General features: G+C 49.0%; 16 protein-coding genes and 1 pseudogene. 7 read left to right on the top strand and 10 right to left on the bottom strand.

Features of this window, described 5'->3' with window-relative positions:
- Positions 1-104 precede the first annotated feature (104 nt).
- Complete coding sequence (locus DYD62_RS07170; protein WP_115226710.1) at positions 105-1,325, top strand: EAL and HDOD domain-containing protein; 1,221 nt, start codon at positions 105-107, stop codon at positions 1,323-1,325.
- Positions 1,326-1,411: 86 nt separating this feature from the next.
- Here the strand turns inward: DYD62_RS07170 and adk are convergent, their stop codons facing one another.
- From adk to DYD62_RS07140, 6 genes are read right to left on the bottom strand one after another with little or no spacing between them, the layout of a single operon-like run.
- Entirely contained in the window at positions 1,412-2,068 is a 657-nt protein-coding gene (gene adk, locus DYD62_RS07165; protein WP_115226709.1) for an adenylate kinase, read from the bottom strand.
- 26 nt (positions 2,069-2,094) lie between these two features.
- On the bottom strand, positions 2,095-2,865 hold the full coding sequence (gene kdsB, locus DYD62_RS07160; RefSeq protein ID WP_115226708.1) for a 3-deoxy-manno-octulosonate cytidylyltransferase: 771 nt from the start codon (positions 2,863-2,865) through the stop codon (positions 2,095-2,097).
- Complete coding sequence (locus DYD62_RS07155; RefSeq protein ID WP_115226707.1) at positions 2,862-3,044, bottom strand: Trm112 family protein; 183 nt, start codon at positions 3,042-3,044, stop codon at positions 2,862-2,864. The genes kdsB and DYD62_RS07155 overlap by 4 nt, the downstream gene beginning before the upstream one ends.
- A 24-nt stretch (positions 3,045-3,068) precedes the next feature.
- Positions 3,069-4,043, bottom strand: a complete 975-nt coding sequence (gene lpxK / locus DYD62_RS07150) for a tetraacyldisaccharide 4'-kinase (protein WP_115226706.1) — start codon at positions 4,041-4,043, stop codon at positions 3,069-3,071.
- A 27-nt stretch (positions 4,044-4,070) separates the two neighbouring features.
- Complete coding sequence (locus tag DYD62_RS07145; protein ID WP_099399441.1) at positions 4,071-4,493, bottom strand: ExbD/TolR family protein; 423 nt, start codon at positions 4,491-4,493, stop codon at positions 4,071-4,073.
- A 9-nt stretch (positions 4,494-4,502) separates the two neighbouring features.
- Positions 4,503-5,111, bottom strand: a complete 609-nt coding sequence (locus DYD62_RS07140; protein WP_115226705.1) for a MotA/TolQ/ExbB proton channel family protein — start codon at positions 5,109-5,111, stop codon at positions 4,503-4,505.
- A 508-nt stretch (positions 5,112-5,619) separates the two neighbouring features.
- Between DYD62_RS07140 and xseA the strand changes: the two genes are divergently transcribed.
- Positions 5,620-6,975 (top strand): exodeoxyribonuclease VII large subunit, encoded by a 1,356-nt coding sequence (xseA, locus tag DYD62_RS07130; RefSeq protein WP_115226703.1) that lies wholly within the window; start codon positions 5,620-5,622, stop codon positions 6,973-6,975.
- Between the two features lie 45 nt (positions 6,976-7,020).
- On the opposite strand, the gene DYD62_RS07125 is transcribed toward xseA, so the two are convergent.
- Complete coding sequence (locus DYD62_RS07125; protein WP_115226702.1) at positions 7,021-8,193, bottom strand: PilT/PilU family type 4a pilus ATPase; 1,173 nt, start codon at positions 8,191-8,193, stop codon at positions 7,021-7,023.
- A gap of 265 nt (positions 8,194-8,458) precedes the next feature.
- Between DYD62_RS07125 and DYD62_RS07115 the strand changes: the two genes are divergently transcribed.
- The 3 genes from DYD62_RS07115 to DYD62_RS07105 are packed head-to-tail and all read left to right on the top strand — an operon-like array spanning position 8,459 to position 10,328.
- Positions 8,459-9,388 carry a Nudix family hydrolase gene (locus DYD62_RS07115; protein WP_115226700.1) on the top strand — a complete coding sequence of 310 codons (930 nt, stop codon included), beginning with the start codon at positions 8,459-8,461 and terminating at the stop codon, positions 9,386-9,388.
- Between the two features lie 3 nt (positions 9,389-9,391).
- A complete protein-coding gene (locus DYD62_RS07110; RefSeq protein ID WP_115226699.1) occupies positions 9,392-9,817 on the top strand; it encodes a hypothetical protein in 426 nt (141 codons plus the stop codon).
- A gap of 7 nt (positions 9,818-9,824) precedes the next feature.
- Positions 9,825-10,328: a YgjP-like metallopeptidase domain-containing protein gene (locus tag DYD62_RS07105; RefSeq protein WP_115226698.1), complete on the top strand. Its 504-nt coding sequence runs from the start codon at positions 9,825-9,827 to the stop codon at positions 10,326-10,328.
- An 87-nt stretch (positions 10,329-10,415) separates the two neighbouring features.
- Here DYD62_RS07105 and cysG read toward each other — a convergent pair whose 3' ends face one another.
- A complete protein-coding gene (cysG, locus tag DYD62_RS07100; protein ID WP_115226697.1) occupies positions 10,416-11,798 on the bottom strand; it encodes a siroheme synthase CysG in 1,383 nt (460 codons plus the stop codon).
- Between the two features lie 181 nt (positions 11,799-11,979).
- Here cysG and DYD62_RS07095 point away from each other — a divergent pair, with 181 nt between their 5' ends.
- Positions 11,980-12,282 carry a c-type cytochrome gene (locus DYD62_RS07095; protein WP_115226696.1) on the top strand — a complete coding sequence of 101 codons (303 nt, stop codon included), beginning with the start codon at positions 11,980-11,982 and terminating at the stop codon, positions 12,280-12,282.
- A gap of 226 nt (positions 12,283-12,508) precedes the next feature.
- Positions 12,509-13,264 (top strand): type IV pili methyl-accepting chemotaxis transducer N-terminal domain-containing protein, encoded by a 756-nt coding sequence (locus DYD62_RS07090; protein ID WP_165928685.1) that lies wholly within the window; start codon positions 12,509-12,511, stop codon positions 13,262-13,264.
- An 18-nt stretch (positions 13,265-13,282) separates the two neighbouring features.
- Here the strand turns inward: DYD62_RS07090 and DYD62_RS07085 are convergent, their stop codons facing one another.
- Complete coding sequence (locus tag DYD62_RS07085) at positions 13,283-13,849, bottom strand: putative metalloprotease CJM1_0395 family protein (RefSeq protein ID WP_115226694.1); 567 nt, start codon at positions 13,847-13,849, stop codon at positions 13,283-13,285.
- Positions 13,850-13,987: 138 nt separating this feature from the next.
- Positions 13,988-16,039, bottom strand: a pseudogene (recG, locus tag DYD62_RS07080) (ATP-dependent DNA helicase RecG); the annotation flags it as partial.
- Between the last annotated feature and the right edge of the window lie 133 nt (positions 16,040-16,172).

Below are 16,172 nucleotides of genomic sequence, written 5' to 3'. Positions count from 1 at the left end.
TCTTTAAGTAAATACCCGGGGTATGCTCATATCTCGGGTGCAAACTGATATTATTTTCCGATGCGAATGCCAGCCCGGCATCGCGCACAGGGTGTTTCAAAAATATGACGCAAGACCACGCATTTATCGGCAGGCAACCCATCCTCAACCGCCAGCAAGAAATTATTGGCTATGAGCTGCTGTTTCGGCTTAATCAAGAAGCGGTTACCGCTAACTTCTCCAGCGATATGCAGGCTGGCACCAATGTTCTGGTCAACACACTCAGTAATATGGGTACGGATTGGCTGGTTGGTAATAAGCTTGCTTTTATTAACGTTGCTGAATCAATGCTTGAAAGTAATTTCCTTGAATTACTTCATCCTGAACGCGTGATTTTAGAAGTTGTTGAAACAACCGAAGCCACTCCGCAATTGCTCGCCCGTTTACAAAACCTTAAAGAGCTGGGTTTTTCAATTGCGCTGGATGATTTTGTACTTACCCCGCAAACTGCACCGTTTTTAGAATTTGCCGATTACATCAAACTGGATATTCAGCTTTTAGGCATGTCGCAAGTGCCAGCGCTGTCTAAAGAATTGCGCTGCTCAAAAGCACTGCAAGTTGCTGAAAAAGTAGAAACAAAAGAAGAATTCAAGCAATGCATGGAATTAGGCTTTGAATGCTTCCAAGGTTATTACTTTGCTCACCCTGAAACACTTGCTGCCAAAGTCATTAACCCAAGTTATGCCAATATCCTTAATTTATTAAATATGCTGCGCAATAATGCAGAATTAAAAGACATTGAAAACGCGCTTAAACGCGATGTGGCTTTGTCGTTTAAATTGCTGCGCTATATTAATTCAGTCGGATTTGGCCTGTCGTGTGAGATTCAGTCTTTCCGCCATGCAGTGACTATTTTGGGCTATCAAAAGCTGTATCGCTGGCTGACCCTGCTGTTAGTTACAGCAGGTGCAGATAATGGCTCGCCCCCTGCACTGCTTAAAACCGCAATTACACGTGGCCGCTTAGTTGAATTGCTTGGTGCTCATTTACTTGACGGGCAGGACCGAGATAATTTATTTATTGTTGGTGTATTCTCTCTGCTCGATGTACTGCTTGATATGCCGATGGAAAGAATCCTTGAAACATTGATTCTGCCGGAAAATGTCACCGATGCGCTCATGACCAGAACAGGGATTTACGGGCCATTTCTGGCACTTGCCGAGGCCTGTGAAGACCCGAACATGACAGAAGTTCCTTTCTTGTGCGAGCAACTCCAGCTCACGCCAGACATGCTAAACCGCTCGCATGTGCAAGCACTGAAATGGGTTGAAGATTTAGGCGTGTAATTTTTCCAGACGTAAAAAAAGCCGCGAATTTTTTCGCGGCTTTTTTTTGCCCGCCTTAAAGCATAAGGCGGCAGGCTTATACTGAATCAGCCACCCAGCGCAGCAAAAAGCTGGTCGCGAATAGCTTCAACTTGGCCCACACCATTTACTTTTACATATTTAGGCGCAGTTGCATCACCACTGGCAGCCATTTCACCGTAGTAACCCACTAACACTTCAGTTTGTTCATGGTAAACCGACAAGCGCTTTTTAACGGTTTCTTCTTCATCATCAGCGCGCTGAATCAAAGCCTCGCCCGTTACATCATCCACACCTTCAACCTTAGGCGGGTTAAATTTCACATGGTAAGTACGCCCGGATGCCACGTGCACACGGCGGCCAGCCATACGATCAACAATCGCTTCATCTGGCACATCAATTTCTACCACGTAATCAATGATCACACCGGCTTCCTTCATTGCGTCAGCTTGCGGTACTGTGCGCGGAAAACCATCAAACAAAAAGCCATTGGCACAATCTGCATCTGTAATGCGCTCTTTCACTAGGCCAATAATGATGTCATCACGTACCAAACCACCCGCATCCATAATGGATTTCGCTTCCAAACCCAGTGGCGTGCCAGCTTTTACAGCTGCGCGCAGCATATCACCGGTCGAGATTTGCGGAATATTGTATTTTTCTTTGATGTAAGTTGCTTGCGTACCCTTACCGGCGCCTGGTGCACCCAGAAGAATTAATCTCATTATTTTTCCCTAGTGGTTAATGTTTTTTAGATTTTAGATAAACGGGCAAAAGCATCACGTACACGCGCCAGATCTTCGGGAGTATCGACACCCGCAAGCGGGGCATCAGCCGAAATGTGCACACCAATGCTATAACCATGCCACAGCACACGCAGTTGTTCCAGCGCTTCGATAGATTCGATGCAAGATGGCGACAGTTTTTGGTAAGTACGTAGAAACTCTGCCCGATAGCCATAAATACCGATATGGCGTAATGGTGTAAGTTCAGCGGGCAAAACAGCCTGATCATGCATAAATGCATCACGCGGCCAAGGGATGGCGGCACGGCTGAAATACATCGCACGCTGTTTTGCATCTAATACAACTTTCACAACATTTGAATTTAAAAAATCGGCTCTGTCGCTTATTGCATGGCAGGCCGTAGACATCGCAAGGCTGCGATCTGCAATTAATTTAGCGGCAACCGCATCGATCAGTAATGGATCGATCAGTGGTTCATCGCCCTGCACATTCACAACGACCGCATCATCGGCCAAGCCCAAATGCTCAATCGCTTCAGCGAGGCGATCCGTCCCGCTGGGGTGATCGCTGCGCGTTAAAATAGCGGTATAACCAGCGGCTTCAACAGCGGCCTTGATCTGCTCATCATCAGTAGCCACACACACCAGCCGTGCAGAGGATTTAAGCGCCTGCTCAATCACCCGCACAATCATGGGTTTACCACCAATATCAGCCAGAGGCTTATCAGGCAAGCGGGTGGATTTAAGCCGCGCAGGAATAAGGGCTACAAAACTCACCGAACTTCTTCCGTGGCTTCCAACTCACGCGCTTCTGCCTGCAACATCACAGGAATGCCATCTTTAATGGCAAAAGCGAGGCGATCGGCTTTACAGATCAGCTCCTGAGCGCTTTTCTCATAAGCCAGCGGGCCTTTGCAAACCGGGCAAACAAGAATTTCCAGTAACTTTGCGTCCATTATTTTCTCACTCATTAATATTCATCATCGATGCTTAAGCCGCGCTATTTCAGCACCGAGCCAGCACGCTAAATCTGGCGTCAGCTCCGCAATCACGGGCAAGACCCATATTCTAACATCCGCAAGCACAGCCAGCTTTACCGCATCTTTTTCAGTCACCAGAATAATGTCCGCATCCGGCAAGTCTGCTGCAACAAACGCATGGTGATCGGCAAAAGCATGCTCGCTAAAAACCAAGCCTAAGGTCCTCAACGTATTAAAAAACCGCAAGGGGTTACCAATACCACAGACAGCGGCCACCCGCAAACCTTGCCATGCATGCCGCGGCGCATTCACAGGTGAATAAAACTCGCCAGGCTGCAAAGACATTTGAAACAAACAAGGATGACTGATCGAATCATGCTGACCATTTACAATCACTGCATCAAGCTTTTTCAGCCTAGAAGCAGGCTCGCGTAAAGGTCCTGCTGGGATTAAAGCGCCATTACCAAAGCCACGCTCACCATCAACCACGCAGAGCTCAATATCGCGCTGCAAGCGATAATGCTGCAAGCCATCATCACACAGTAAAACATCCACATCAGGACAGGCCGACAGCAAAGCCTGACCTGCTGCTGCGCGATCACTAAACACAAACACAGGCACACCTGACCTGGCCAGCAGAACAGGCTCGTCACCGCAAATAAGCGGATCACTGTCACCCGATACACAAAGCGGCTGCTGCGCTTTGCCACCATAACCGCGCGACACGATACCAGGGCGATAGCCTAGTAATTGCAATTGCTTGGCCAAGTAAAGCGTAAGCGGTGTTTTACCTGTGCCGCCAGCCGTAATGTTGCCAACGACAATCACGGGTACAGGCAAGCGGATACTCTGCTTAAATCCCACACGAAACAAAGCACGCCTAAGCGTGCCCAAGCCCGCAAAAATCCAGGCCAATGGTCGGAGCAAATAAGACAAGGGGTGCCGGGATGTATACCAAATCCGGTCAATTAACATAAGCACCCCAGCTTAAAAACGCGATCCTTATTTAGCATTCGTCTGAGTAGCAAACGTCAGCTTGCCATAGCCCGCCAATCGCGCAGCTTCCATGACATTCACCACACTCTGATGCGCACTTTGCGCATCTGCATTAATGATAATCATGGGATCCTGCGTTTCTCCAGCGGCACGGCGCAAGAGCATAGCAAAATCATCGGCCGTGCTAAATGTTGCCGCATTGCCATTCACGCTGTACTGGCCATTTGCTGAAATCGCCACATTGATCGTTTTAGGCTGATTCTCTGCCGTTTTTTCAGCATCTGCGGTGGGTAAAGTGATTTTCAGCTCGGCGAACTTGGAATACGTTGTGGTGGCCATCAAAAAAATCAGGATAACCAGCAACACATCAATCAACGGTACAAAGTTAATTTCTGGTTCTTCGCGATTGCGGCCTTTACGAAAATTCATGGCATGCCCTTAGTTTCGATCGCCGTGCACAATTTCAACCAGCTTCACAGCCTGCTGTTCCATTTCAACCAAGTAACTGTCAACCTTAGTGCGGAAGAAGCGGTAGAAAATCAATGCAGGTACAGCCACCATAATCCCGAAAGCGGTATTGTAAAGCGCAACGGAAATACCATGCGCCAGAGCAGCAGGATTAGCAGCTCCTGTAGGCGCTTGCGAGCCAAAGATTTCGATCATGCCGATCACCGTACCGAAGAGTCCCAGCAAGGGCGTTACAGCAGCCAAAGTCCCCAGCATAGGCAAATAACGCTCCAGTTCGTGTGAAACCGAGCTACCCACTTCTTCAATGGACTCTTTCATAATTTCACGCGAGCTGCGCACATTTTTAAGACCGGCAGACAACACCCGTCCTAACGGGCTGGAGCTTGAGAGCTTGGCCAGCATTTCTGCACTCACACCGCGGCTGCGATACTCTTGTACAACACTCGCCAACAAGCCTTTTGGTAAAATCTGACTTTGGCGCAGTGTTAACATGCGCTCAATGATGATGGTGACGGTAGCAATAGAAGCGGCAATAATCAGCCAGATCGGCCAGCCGGCCGCTTCAATAATAGCAAGCATAATAGTTTAATCCTGAGAAGCGATTAGAAGCGCGTCACTTTAACGGTAATCACGGGCCGGGGGAAGCGCCGCACTCAAGTGCAAACATTTTCCTCAGCCGGTATCAAAATGAGCAACCTCGGTTGGCAAATAAAAAAAGGCCCAAATCTACTAAATAGACCTTATATAAGCTTACAAAACGATCATTAAAGCCTAGCGGCCAAAACAATAAGCGCTGCATTTTAACAGCAGACTGCAAACATACAAAAACATAAGCTAAGCCCGTGATCTGAAATGGTTTTTTATTTGTCAATACACTGTGGATAACTTTGTGCACAAAACACCAAAATAAGCGTAATCACCGCCAATAACAGCAATGAACTCGACTAAACCAGCTGTACAATGATTCATTAATACACCATAAAATCAACAAGTTAAGATAAACACCTCTACTACAACTCTCACTATCTGACGCAGATCGTTAGTTTGAGCCATTTTGTGGATTAAACAGAGCCAAATCGAGATTGTCATGAATTTGTCAAGTACAAATAACGTCATTTTAACCGTCGCAGAACTCAACCGCCGCGCCAAAACGCTGCTGGAAAATGGTTTTCCTTTGTTGTGGGTAGCGGGAGAAATTTCAAATTTTAAGCGATATGACTCCGGCCATTGCTACTTCAGTCTAAAAGATGCAAATGCTCAAGTAAGGTGCGTGATGTTTAGAAACCGGGCCGCCTTAATTGATTTTCAGCCTCGTGAAGGCATGCAGGTCGAAGCCCGTGCGCTGGTTTCTTTATACGAAGCCCGGGGTGATTTTCAGCTCACCATCGAAGCCCTCCGGCCAGCAGGCCTTGGCGCACTTTTTGCGGCCTACGAAAAACTCAAGCAAAAGCTCGAAAGTGAAGGCTTATTTGCAAGTTCACGCAAAAAAGCACTGCCTGTATTTCCCCGTGGCATTGGTATTGTCACATCACCTGCAGCGGCAGCACTTTCAGACGTCATCGCAGCACTTAAACGCCGCATGCCCAGCCTGCCGATTATCCTTTACCCAAGCCCCGTGCAGGGGCTGGATGCTGCGTCGCAAATAGCCAGCGCCATTCACAAAGCAAACGAGCGAAAAGAAGTGGATGTGCTGATTGTGTGCCGTGGTGGTGGCAGCTTGGAAGACTTATGGTCATTTAATGAAGAAATCGTTGCCCGTGCCATTGCGGCCTGCGATATTCCTGTTGTCAGTGGTGTAGGGCATGAAACAGACTTCAGTATCGCCGATTTTGTTGCAGACGTACGCGCCGCAACCCCCACGGCTGCCGCCGAATTAGTCAGCCCCAACCGCAGTGAATGGCTGGCAAGGCTCGCCCGCCAGCAAGGCCTGCTGCACAGATCAATGGAGCGGCTGCTGCATAGTAAAATGCAGCATACAGATGCCCTGTCTCGTCGTTTACAGCACCCGGGTGAACGTTTGCGCCAGCAAAAAAGCCACTTGCAAGCGCTCAGCCAGCGCTTACATTTACTACCGGTGCGTACACTGGAAAAAAACAATTACCGCCTGAAACAACTCTCTCTGAATCTAAATCATCTCAAGCCCCAAACTGAGCACCAGCAAGCGCAGCTGCAACGTTTGTCCCGCCAGCTTTTACAAGCCATGCCGAGGTTTATTGAGCAGCGCAGGCAAAAACTGGCCATGCTGACCGCCCGGCTTGAGCCATGGAATCCCCAATCGGTACTGGCAAGGGGTTATGCGCTGGTCAGCCGCCCGGATGGCCAAATTGTGCGCCATGGTGCACCGCTCAGCCACGGCGAAGCACTATCGCTGCAATTTGCAGACAGCGCCGTTAATGTCAGGGTGATTAAAGATTCAGGAATCCAGGGAACGCTGGAAATATAAGCACCATCATTTCGGGGTGGCAAAAAGTCACCCCGAAATGATACTTTACTCAGCCTTGCCTTCTTCCTCTTCCGGCTCTGCCTCGGCAACTAGGCTTAAATGCCCCAGCTCATCGTGAGAGACATCTTTGCTGTCTTTACTCTTTAATTTAACCCGCAAACGCAATTCATTAATTGAGTCTGCATTTTTAAGCGCTTCTTCAAGGCTGATCCGGCCATCCTCATATAAATGAAACAACGCCGAATCAAAAGTTTGCATGCCTAATTCTTCGGATTTAAGCATTGCTGTTTTTACCCCACCCACGTCGCCTTTAAAAATCATATCGGCTACCAAAGGTGAATTAAGCAAAACTTCAATTGCAGCCACCCGCCCTTTGCCATCCGGAGTAGGTATTAAGCGCTGGGAAATCATGCCCCGCATATTTAAAGATAAATCCATATATATTTGCGGATGACGCTCTTCTGGGAAGAAATTTACAATGCGCTCTAATGCCTGATTTGCACTATTGGCATGTAAAGTACCCATACATAAATGCCCAGTTTCAGCAAAAGACAGCGCGTACTCCATGGTATCCCGGTCGCGAATTTCGCCAATCAAAATCACATCCGGCGCTTGTCTTAAGGTGTTTTTCAGTGCAGCAAACCAATGTTTGGTATCCCGCCCTACTTCCCGGTGTGTGACTAAGCAGTTTTTACTTTTATGCACATATTCAATCGGATCTTCAATCGTAATGATATGGCCATGAGTGTTTTGATTTCTGTAATCAATCATGGCCGCCATCGTGGTCGATTTACCTGATCCCGTCCCGCCCACCAGCAGCACCAGCCCACGCTTAGCCAGCACCACGTCTTTCAAAATTGGCGGCAATTTTAATTCATCAAAATCAGGAATTTTGCTGGTAATTACCCGTAATACCATGCCAACTTTTTCTTGCTGCATAAATACATTGACCCGAAAGCGGCCTATGCCTTCAGGGTTGATTGCAAAATTGCACTCATAATCGCGCTCAAATTCCTCCACCTGATCGGGGCGCATAATTGAGTAGGCTAATGCTTTGGAAATCACACCATTTAACTTTTGGTTTCCAACAGGCGTTAACCTGCCATTGATTTTCATCGCAGGCGGAAAATCATCGGCAATAAAAAGATCTGATGCTTTATGCTGCAACATCATGCGAAGCAGATCATTAATCGTTTTACTGGCTTGTTCAGGGGCCATTTTTAAAACCTTTACACAAAGAGGCTGCTGATAGCGTAGTTGCTTCCACGCCCTGTATCTTATTGACTTTGCAATTCATCAGACAAAGCGACGACATAATACAGGCATTTTTCTTACAGCCAATCCCATGAATTACTGACAAACAGGACCTACCCTTTAGCAACACCTCCTTTTCTGGCAGATCCTCCGTAGTATTTACGCCAAAGCAGGAAACCATGGAGTCTTGCTGTAAAATGCGCCGGTCCAAGCTCCCCGTAAAAAATTTATGCGCAAAATTACTCATGTAGCAGCTGGCATTTTATTGCGTGCCGATGGCTCGTTTCTGCTCGGCAGCCGCCCGGCTGGCAAACCCTACGCGGGTTACTGGGAATTTCCCGGGGGCAAGCTTGAAAACGGCGAGAGCGAGCTGGATGCTCTGAAACGCGAATTAGTCGAGGAAATGGGGATTTCGGTTACGGCGGCAACACCGTGGATAGTCCAAACCTTTGACTATCCACACGCCAGCGTACGGCTGTCTTTTTTTCGCATCAGCGGCTGGGAAGGCAAGATCACTGCACATGAAGGCCAGGAATTTGCATGGCAGGTACCGGGGCAACTGAATGTTTCACCCATTTTGCCTGCCAACGGCCCCATTTTAAGGGGACTGGCCCTACCTGATGAAATGGCTATTTCTAATATGGCCGAGCTAGGCGAAACCGCTTTTTTAGCCGCGCTGGAAAAAAACAAACCGCGCTGGCTTATTTTGCGCGAACCCCAACTCAATGCGGATCAATACCGCCAGCTTGCTGAAAAAGTACTGGCCATTTGCAAAGGCCAGCAAACCCGCTTAATGCTGCATGATGCCAGCGAGCTGGCCATTGCCATTGGGGCAGATGGCGTACATTTACCCGCGCGCAGTCTGCTGAAACTTGAAAAACGCCCTGCACTCGACTGGGTAGGCGCATCTACCCACAATGCGGCCGAATTAAGTGCCGCCAGCGCACTCTCACTGGATTACGCCTTACTCGGCCATATCAGCCCTACGCCCTCACACCCGGATACGGCACCACTTGGCTGGGAAGGCTTTGACGCCCTTATTCAGCAGGGCTGGCCACTTCCTGTCTATGCCCTAGGTGGCATGAAACCCCAGGACTTAGCCCTTGCCCAACAACATGGCGCACACGGCGTGGCCTTAATGCGTGCCGCCTGGATTTAAACAATGAAAGCAATCAAATTAATCGGGACGGTGCTCATTGTATTGGGGCTGGCACTGGCCATCATGGGCAATAAATTTGCCTGGTTTACGCCCAATAATGAGCCCGAAGCACGCCTAAATTGCCCTGTTTTTAACGAAGGCTGCGTTTTTCATTTTGAAGAACAAGCGTATCGGATTAAAAGCCAGGCACCGCTGAATGCTAATAAACCCGTGCAATTACAACTGACAGGCAAAGCTAGTGTTGTTCACGCCAGCTGGCAAATGCAAGGCATGGAGATGGGGCCAAATAACTATCGCTTAATTAGTAACGATCAGCTGCACTGGTCGGCACAAACCGCGCTTCCTATATGCACAAACAAGCGCCAAGACTGGCTTTTAAAACTCAATATTGATGGCCGCAGCATTCATATTGCAACGGTCAGTCATTAGGCTAGCCATGAATCAGCTTAAATATTTAGCCGCATACCCTGCTGCAATTCAATCGCAAGTGCAGCAATTGCTTGATAACAATCAGCTTGCCAGCGTTATTTTAAAAAAATACCCGGCGGCTCATGCTATTAAAACGGATAAAGCCTTATACGATTATGTGCTCGATATTAAAAATGATTATCTGCGCAAAACAGAACCGCTGAGCAAAATCACTTTCGACAGCAAAATACATGTAATTAATCATGCACTTGGCCTGCATACGACCATATCACGCATTCAGGGCAGCAAACTCAAATCCAAACACGAAATCCGTATTGCTTCGATGTTTAAAGAAGTACCCATTGAATTTTTAAAAATGATTGTGGTGCACGAGCTGGCGCATTTAAAAGAAAAAGAGCACGACAAGGCTTTTTATAAATTATGCGAATATATGGAGCCGCAATACCACCAGCTGGAATTCGATTTGCGCCTGTACCTCACCCAGATTGACCGGTATGGGAAATTGTTTTAATACTTTGTTTAAATATGCGCTAAATCCTGCCGTCCGGCTCATCACTCTAAGCCGGACGCTCCGATCTACGCCCAGCGTGTTCAGCGGCTAATCAGCCAACCACTTCAGCTTATCGTGCAAGCTCACTACTTCACCAATAATAATTAGTGCAGGTGGCTTAATGCCCTGATCAAGCACCTTTTGCGCCAGATTGCTTAAAGTGCCCACCACGACCCGCTGTTTTGAAAGCGTGGCTTTTTCGACCATGGCTGCAGGGGTGTCCGGATTTCTGCCATGCTTTATTAGCTGGGCACAAATTTTCTCTACCTGTGCCACCCCCATATACACCACCACCGTTTCTGTCGGACTGACTAAGCGCGGCCAATCCAGCTCTACTTCACCATCACGGCGATGCCCCGTAACAAAAGTCACCGATTGTGCATAATCCCGGTGAGTCAGCGGAATACCCGCATAGCAAGAAGCACCTGCCGCCGAAGTAATACCTGGCACCACTTCAAAGGCGACCCCAGCCCCAGCCAGTTCTTCAATTTCTTCGCCGCCACGGCCAAAAATAAAAGGATCCCCTCCTTTTAGCCGCAATACTTTCTTGCCCTGCAGGGCATAGCGCACCAACAGCTGATTAATTTCTTCCTGCCGCACAGCATGGTTATTGGATTTTTTCCCCACGTATACCCGCTCTGCATCGCGGCGAACCATCTCTAAAATAGGGGCAGACACCAGATTATCGTAGAGCACCACATCAGCCTGCTGCATGAGCCTCAGAGCACGAAAAGTGAGCAAATCAGGGTTTCCAGGCCCACAGCCCACCAAATACACAGCACCTTGCACAGGTGCATCGGCATCGGCCTTAATGGCGGCGCTGAATGCCTGCCTTGCCGCAGCATGCTGACCCGCAAACACCATATCGGGAATCGGCCCTGCCAGTGTTTTTTCCCAAAATTGCTTACGGGCGTCCACACTCGTCAGTGTTTGTTTTACTTCCTCACGAAAGTCGCTGGCCATTTGTGCCAAATCACCGTAGCCATGTGGAATCAAAGCTTCTAACTGGCTACGCAGTTGCCGCGCTAAAACAGGCACGCCACCTGATGTGGAAATTGCAATCATCAAAGGCGAGCGATCCACGATAGCTGGCGTTATAAACCGGCAGCTGCCAGGATCATCCACTGCATTCACCAAGATACCGCGCGCTTCACAGGCCTCAAAAACATGGCGGTTAACTTCTTCGCTATTAGTTGCTGCAATCACGAGGCGTGTATTTTGTAATTGCGACTCATTAAAACTGGCCGCTAAATAAACCAGCTTGTTATCAAGCACGGCCTGCACCAGCTCTTCACAAAGCTGCGGAGCAACAACCGTAATTTTTCCGCCCGCTGCAGCAAGTAAACGAATCTTGCGCGCGGCAACATCCCCTCCTCCCACAACAAGGCAATGCTGATCATGTAAATTTAAAAAAAGCGGGAAGTAATTCATTAAGCAATAGCCTTAAAATCAATTGCCATCTAGTTTGAAGCAGTCTTTCTATGAATGCAAAATCACTCCCTGCTATACATATGATCTAAATCAAATATAGCAAAGCATCGCTTATGCTTAACTAGCGGGGAAAGCATGCTACCTGCATTTTTCTTCACTTTAAGTAACGAAGGACTCGGAAATGAAAAAAGCCCTGTTATTACTCTGTCTGCTCAGCGCGAGCAGTGTTTACGCCATTGCTCCGGCCGATTTAGCGAAAACTAAAAACTGCTTTGCCTGCCATACCCTAGATAAAAAACTCATTGGCCCTGCTTATAAAGATGTTGCAGCAAAATACAAAGGGGATGCCAGTGCCGCAGGCAAATTAGCAGATAAAATTAAAAAAGGTGGTAGCGGCGTATGGGGAACAATGCCAATGCCTCCTAATGCCGTGAGTGATGCTGAAGCAAAAGATTTAGCAAAATGGGTGTTAAGCAGTAAGTAATTTACCTGATCCATTTATTCACAACAAATATTCACGCATAAAAAGAGCCTTTAAAACGCGCTGAATGGGTAATTTGCCTGCTACTGCAACGCTGTGGATAACGCTAAAATCCGGCTTTATTCCTGCTGAATATTTAAACCCCTGCTTCGGTTTATCCAGGCGGGGGTTGCTTGTTTTGGCCCAGATGCTAAACAGAAGCATGATTTTTTACTTTAAGAGATTTTTTATGCGTGCCCTTTTTTTATTGCCCCTACTTATTCTTCCCCTTTTTGCTGAAGCAACCGTGCTTTCACCTGCTGCCGCAATCAACACCATTGGTGGGCAGCGCATGCTGACTCAGCGCATTGTTAAAGCCTATTGCCAGCAAGGCCGTGGGGTTAATCCGGATGTAGCCAAGCAACAAATCAGCAGTTCAATTAATCAATTTTCTACTCAGCTTGCTAATTTACTGGAAAGTGCAACCGTGCCGGAAAGCATTGCCGCAGTCAAAAAACAAGAAACGCAGTGGCAAACATTCCGCACTCTGGCCCAAACCCCGCCTAAAGCAGATACAGCCAAGCAACTCGATGATATTGCCGAAGGAATGCAATACGATGCGGGTGAATTGGCTAAGCGCCTAGAAACCTCTCTGGGTAAACCACAAGGCAAATTGATTCGCATCGCCGGGCGACAACGCATGCTCAGCCAGCGCTTGGCAAAAACAGCCTGCATGCAAAGCTGGCATGCCAGCCCTGCGCTCAAGCTGCAACAGTCTCAGGCCCAGAAAGAATTTGCAGCAGGCTTAATCACTTTACGTGCTTCATCACAAAACACACCCGCCACCATCAAGCAGCTTGATTTAGCACAGATGCAATGGGTCTTTTTAGAAAACGCACTCAGCGGGCTCGATACTGAGGCCGATAATAATATCGCTACAACCAGCGAGCGTTTGCTTGAAGTCATGGATAAATTAAGCAATCAGTACGAAAGACTGGGCAACTAGGCTTCTGCAGCAGCCAGATTATGCTGAGGTTGCCAAAGCGCTTTTTGGATATTCATTCTGCCCGTAATGAGCCGCCAGTTTTTGCTCTGTCGGGCTGCGCTTTGCAATTTCTGCCTGCGCGTTTTGGGCCATTGCAGCGGCTGCTGCAGCAATAGCGCGATCTGCCCCGCTGGGATCGGCCGGGGCTAATGCAGCCGCCTGAATAATTCTGGCTTTACTCAGTGTTTCTTCGGGGGTATTGCCCGGGCCTACATCAATTTTTACCTCTCCGCCCATAGCATATTGCTTACCATCTGGCCCCGTTTCCATCGAATACGATGCACCACTGGTAGCCAGGCCTCCTGATACCGCCAAATGAGCCTGCTCGTGCTGGCGCACTTCACGGTCACGCTTAGCCATACTTTCTACAGTGGCCAGCTCTGATTCGCTGAGTGTATTGCCACTGCTGGCAGTTTGAGCAGATTTGGATTTTGTATTTGAATCAGACGAATTTAAATCAGACGTTTTAGCCTCGGCAGCACTTATCCCGCGTAGCAAATTCAGTGCGTTACTGGAAGCTGAGGAAACTACGCCGATGCCGCTCATGATGAAAAAGACCCGCATTTATGCGATATAAATAAATTATACCCCCGTAAAAATACAAAGCCCCCGACCATTAATCAGCCAGCTCTTGCAATGCTCTATAAAGTTTGATTGAGCTCAAATGATTAAAACACCCTGGTATCAAACCTTTAGCAGCAATTCCCTACCCGGAAGCCAGCGATCCAAATGCAGCAACGCTGTTGGCATATGATGCGCCAGCAGGTCTTCTGCCACCGCCCGTGCTTCTTCGAGCAAATCCGCGTCTTTTTCCAGATCAGCAAAACGCAACATCGGCACACCCGATTGCCGCACACCCGCCAGCTCACCGGGGCCGCGGATTTCCATATCCTGACGGGCAATTTCAAAACCGTCGGTATTTTCATAAATTACCCGCAGGCGGGACTTGGCCAGCTCGCCAAGCGGTGTGGTGTAAAGCAATACGCACAATGAAGCATGCGCACCGCGCCCTACCCGGCCGCGCAGCTGATGCAGCTGCGATAAACCCATACGTTCTGCATGCTCGATCACCATCAGGCTGGCATTAGGCACATCCACGCCGACTTCGATCACCGTAGTGGCGACCAGCACCTGTACTTCATTTCTTAAAAAAGCCGCCATCACTTCGGCTTTTTCTGCGGTTTTCATCCGCCCGTGCACGAGCCCCACCACCATGCCTTCCAGCTCTTCGGATAACTGCTGATGGGTATCGACCGCCGTTTGCAATTGCAAAGCTTCGGACTCTTCAATCAAAGGGCAAACCCAATACACCTGCCGGCCTTCTTCCACCTTGGCGGCAATGCGCTGGATGATTTCATCACGGCGCGCATCGCTGACCAGCTTGGTGACAATCGGGGTGCGGCCAGGGGGCAGCTCATCGATCACACTGACATCCAGATCGGCGTAGTAGCTCATCGCCAGCGTGCGCGGGATTGGGGTCGCACTCATCATCAACTGATGCGGGCTGCCGCCTTTTTCACGCAAAGCCAATCTTTGTGCCACACCAAAGCGATGCTGTTCATCAACAATCGCCAGACCTAATTTTGCAAAAGTCACACTCGCCTGAAAAATAGCGTGCGTACCCACCACCAAAGGCGCAGTACCCAAGGCGGCATCTTCAATAGCGTTACGCTTGGCTTTTGCTCCTAAGGAGCCCGCCAGCCAAGCTACCTTGATGCCTAGCGGCGCAAACCATGCGGACAATTTATTAAAATGTTGCTCAGCCAGAATCTCGGTCGGTGCCATTAAAGCCACCTGATACCCTGCTTCGATGGCCTGACAAGCCGCCAGCGCCGCCACAATGGTCTTTCCCGATCCTACGTCGCCCTGCAACAAGCGCTGCATAGGGTGAGGCTGGTTTAAATCCTGAGTAATTTCTTGCAAAACTTTTTGCTGCGCGCCGGTTAAGGCAAACGGCAGGCTGGCCAGCAAGCCCGCCGCCAGCTTACCTTCAGGCGCAATCACTGGAGCGGTGCGCTCGCGCCTTGCAGCATGAGCGGTGCGCAGGCTGAGTTGCTGGGCTAAAAGCTCATCAAACTTTAAGCGCTGCCAAGCGGGATGCGTGCGCTCAGTCAACAAGATATTCGGGATATCTGGGGTTGGAGAGTGAAGTAGCTGCACGCTGGAGGCAAAATCCGGCAAGTTCAGCGGATCCGTTACCCTTGCGGGCAAAGTGTCGCGTAAATCGCAATGCTTGAGCGCGAGGCGAATCAGCTTGCCAAGCTGCAATTGATTCAATCCCGCCGTGGTCGGGTAAATCGGCGTTAACGCTTCATTCAGGCTCTGCTCATTGGCTGCGCGTATTTTGGGGTGAACCATCTCGTCCCCCAAAAAGCCCCGCCGAATCTCGCCATAAAGGCGCACCGTTTTACCCACCGCCAGCTGTTTGGCAACGCTAGGATAAAAATTGAGTAAGCGCACATTCAGCGATCCACCCCTATCGCTTACCCGTGCCACCAGCTGCTTACGCGGCTTATATTGCACCTCGCACGATTCCACCGTGCCCTCCACCAACACAGATTGCCCCATCGGCGCATCCACCATGGGGTAAAGATGCGTTTCGTCTTCATAACGCAGCGGTAAGTGCAGCACCAGATCAAAGGGGCGCATCAGCCCTAATTTAGTAAGGCGACTTTTAAGTGCTTCGGGTAAGGCAGCTAGATCCATGACTTTTGAACGATCGTTCGATTGAACGCTACTTTAGGGCATAAGCAGCGCAAGGGAAAGGGAATAGATGACTTTGCCGTATAAATAGCGATGAATTTCTTCACTACGCCACACTAAAAACCGCCGCCTGAAGTATGAATTCATGCCGTTCCGGCCCTGCCTT

Source organism: Iodobacter fluviatilis (genome assembly GCF_900451195.1).
In the GTDB taxonomy this organism is placed as follows: Bacteria; Pseudomonadota; Gammaproteobacteria; order Burkholderiales; family Chitinibacteraceae; genus Iodobacter; species Iodobacter fluviatilis.
The sequence above is the reverse complement of the archived record's forward strand: the minus strand, read 5'-3'. Positions and strand labels throughout refer to the sequence as shown.

Bases quoted from the DNA above. Each gene is read 5' to 3' on its own strand.
- DYD62_RS07170 (WP_115226710.1), top strand. From the start codon at position 105: ATGACGCAAGACCACGCATTTATCGGCAGGCAACCCATCCTCAACCGC.
- adk (WP_115226709.1), bottom strand. From the start codon at position 2,068: ATGAGATTAATTCTTCTGGGTGCACCAGGCGCCGGTAAGGGTACGCAA.
- DYD62_RS07155 (WP_115226707.1), bottom strand. From the start codon at position 3,044: ATGGACGCAAAGTTACTGGAAATTCTTGTTTGCCCGGTTTGCAAAGGC.
- lpxK (WP_115226706.1), bottom strand. From the start codon at position 4,043: ATGTTAATTGACCGGATTTGGTATACATCCCGGCACCCCTTGTCTTAT.
- DYD62_RS07145 (WP_099399441.1), bottom strand. From the start codon at position 4,493: ATGAATTTTCGTAAAGGCCGCAATCGCGAAGAACCAGAAATTAACTTT.
- DYD62_RS07140 (WP_115226705.1), bottom strand. From the start codon at position 5,111: ATGCTTGCTATTATTGAAGCGGCCGGCTGGCCGATCTGGCTGATTATT.
- xseA (WP_115226703.1), top strand. From the start codon at position 5,620: ATGAATTTGTCAAGTACAAATAACGTCATTTTAACCGTCGCAGAACTC.
- DYD62_RS07125 (WP_115226702.1), bottom strand. From the start codon at position 8,193: ATGGCCCCTGAACAAGCCAGTAAAACGATTAATGATCTGCTTCGCATG.
- DYD62_RS07115 (WP_115226700.1), top strand. From the start codon at position 8,459: ATGCGCAAAATTACTCATGTAGCAGCTGGCATTTTATTGCGTGCCGAT.
- DYD62_RS07110 (WP_115226699.1), top strand. From the start codon at position 9,392: ATGAAAGCAATCAAATTAATCGGGACGGTGCTCATTGTATTGGGGCTG.
- DYD62_RS07105 (WP_115226698.1), top strand. From the start codon at position 9,825: ATGAATCAGCTTAAATATTTAGCCGCATACCCTGCTGCAATTCAATCG.
- cysG (WP_115226697.1), bottom strand. From the start codon at position 11,798: ATGAATTACTTCCCGCTTTTTTTAAATTTACATGATCAGCATTGCCTT.
- DYD62_RS07095 (WP_115226696.1), top strand. From the start codon at position 11,980: ATGAAAAAAGCCCTGTTATTACTCTGTCTGCTCAGCGCGAGCAGTGTT.
- DYD62_RS07090 (WP_165928685.1), top strand. From the start codon at position 12,509: ATGCGTGCCCTTTTTTTATTGCCCCTACTTATTCTTCCCCTTTTTGCT.
- DYD62_RS07085 (WP_115226694.1), bottom strand. From the start codon at position 13,849: ATGAGCGGCATCGGCGTAGTTTCCTCAGCTTCCAGTAACGCACTGAAT.